Origin of the sequence: Aminobacter sp. LjRoot7, assembly GCF_964252895.1 — a bacterium.
Taxonomy (GTDB): Bacteria; Pseudomonadota; Alphaproteobacteria; order Rhizobiales; family Rhizobiaceae; genus Aminobacter; species Aminobacter aminovorans_B.
Genome location: NZ_CAXUPX020000035.1, coordinates 1 through 2,214 on the forward strand (window position 1 = coordinate 1; position 2,214 = coordinate 2,214).

Here is a 2,214-nt window from a genome sequence, read left to right on the forward strand (position 1 = left end):
TGTCAAGCGAAGCGAGGATTTGACCCCTTTGGCGAACTGAAGAACTGACCCCCTTCATTGGTTTGCTGTTTCGTTAGTTTCGAGCGCCGGTCCGGTCTTCTGCAGAAGGCCTGACCGGCGCTTTTCTCGGAGCCGGTAGCTGTCGCCCCGGATGGTGATCACCGTGGAGTGGTGTAGCAGGCGATCCAGGATCGCCGTGGCCACAACGGGGTCTCCAAAAACGCTTCCCCATTCGCCCACGGACCGGTTGGAGGTGATCAGGATCGATCCCTTCTCATAGCGCCGCGACACCAGTTGAAAGAACAAATGGGCAGCGTTGGCCTCGAAGGGCAGATAGCCCAGTTCGTCGATGATGAGCAGTTTCGGCCGCGACAGGAGCGTCAACTGCTTGTCGAGCAAGCCATCGGCATGAGCCTTGGCCAGCATCGCCACCAGCGTGGCCGCCGTGATGAACTGCACGTTGTAATTCTGACGGATGGCCTCTCGGCCCAGGGCGACCGCCAGATGGGTCTTGCCCGTGCCGGGCGGCCCCAGGAACAGGAGTGTGTCGCCGTGCGCGATCCACCGGCAGGTCGCCAGTTCCCTGATCTGCTCCTGATCCAGTGAGGGCTGCGCCTCGTAGTCGAAGCCGTCCAGTTCGCGCACGAAGGGGAACTGGGCGAGCTTGCTCGACATGGAGATGCGCCGCTCGTCGCGCCGGGCGATCTCCCGCGACACCAGGAAAGCCAGGGCCTCGCGCAAGGTCATCTTCGAACGAGCCGCTTCATCCAGCAGCGTATCGAGCTGGTCGCGGATCGCCGTCAACTTCAGCCGGTCCAGGGTTGCGATGAGCACGTCGTGATCTACGTTCGTCATCACCAGGCTCCTCCGACAACCGCCTCGTATTCCGCGAGTGGCCGCAACAAGGCGGCCGGCGCGATCTCGACAGGATCTGCGCGCACCGGCCCTTCGAAGCCGGCAACGCCAACAAAATGGGCCCGGTCCACGATCCGTTGCCGTCGCCCTCGACACAGGGCATGATCGGCCACCACTTGGCCCGCATGACGGATGATCACCCGGCCTGCCAGCACCACGACCTGGACACTCTCGCCGATCAGGCGCCAGGGGACGGAGTAACTGTTCGTGTCGAGATCGATCGCGCAGTCTGCCTGAACCTTGCGCACCAGATCCCGCAACTGTCCGAATGGCGCTCGGCCAGCCAGCGGGCGCAGTGTACGAGCTTCAGCGGCAAAGCGTTCCGCCGGCGCGACACCGGTGGTGCCGTGTTCACGCTGGTCGGCCACCTCGCGTGTCCACCGGTCCAGATGCGCCTCGAACGCCGCCCAACTCTCGAACCGGCGCCCGGCGATCGCGTTCTTCTTGACGTAGCCGACTCCGCGTTCGTCTTTTCCTTTCGTACGTGCCCGATAAGGAGCGCAGGCCCGCGGCGTGAAGCCCCAATACCGGGCGAAGGTATGCAGCCGCGCGTTGAACTTCACCTCGCGCGTCACCGCGTCATGGTGTTCGACCAGCGCCTTCGCATTATCGATCAGAACTTCCGCCGGAACACCACCAAACCGCAGGAATGCGCCTTCCATCCCTTCGAACCAGTCGGTCTGGCGCTGCCTCTGCGAGGCGCGAATGTGCATTCGGCGGGAATAGCCAAGCGTTCCGACAAACACATGGATCCGCACCCGCTCGCCGCCGATCCAGACACGCGTATCGCCGAAGTCGATCTGCATCTGATGACCCGGCGCCGTCTCGAAGCGGACCGTCGCCCGCTTCTGCGCTTTCAACTCGCGTCGCCATTGTCGAACCCGAAGCTCCACGGAACGCAACCCAATGACGATGCCATGCTCGCTCGCCAGTTCCTGGCGAATGACATCGGCATTGCCGTCGTGGCGGAAAAAGCGCTCCCGAAGCCAACCATCCAGACCATCAAACGCTGTTCGACGAGCAGGCTGGCGATATGACACCACACCACCTTCACGAAGGTAGCGACGAACCGTATTGCGCGCGCAGCCGAACTCCTGCGCAATCCGTTTCGATCCCCAGCCAACCTCATGCAGTCGAACCATTGCCGAAACCTCTTCCCCCGACCGCATCTCCTCAACTCGCGCTGTTTTCGACACGGCGAGCTTCAATGGAAATTCAACGTTCATCTACTGATCCTCTCAAAAACGAGGGGTCAGTTCTTCGTTTCGTTGGGGGGTCAATTTCTCACTTCGCCCGACA

The 2,214-nt window shown here is 62.1% G+C and carries 1 protein-coding gene and 1 pseudogene; both read right to left on the reverse strand.

The window, feature by feature from the left end:
• Window positions 1-54 precede the first annotated feature (54 nt).
• On the reverse strand, window positions 55-855 hold the full coding sequence (gene istB / locus ACSQ3E_RS30795; protein ID WP_436125506.1) for an IS21-like element ISSme2 family helper ATPase IstB: 801 nt from the start codon (window positions 853-855) through the stop codon (window positions 55-57).
• Window positions 855-2,069: pseudogene (istA, locus tag ACSQ3E_RS30800) on the reverse strand (IS21 family transposase); the annotation flags it as partial. The pseudogene istA and the gene istB, both read right to left, overlap by 1 nt.
• Between the last annotated feature and the right edge of the window lie 145 nt (window positions 2,070-2,214).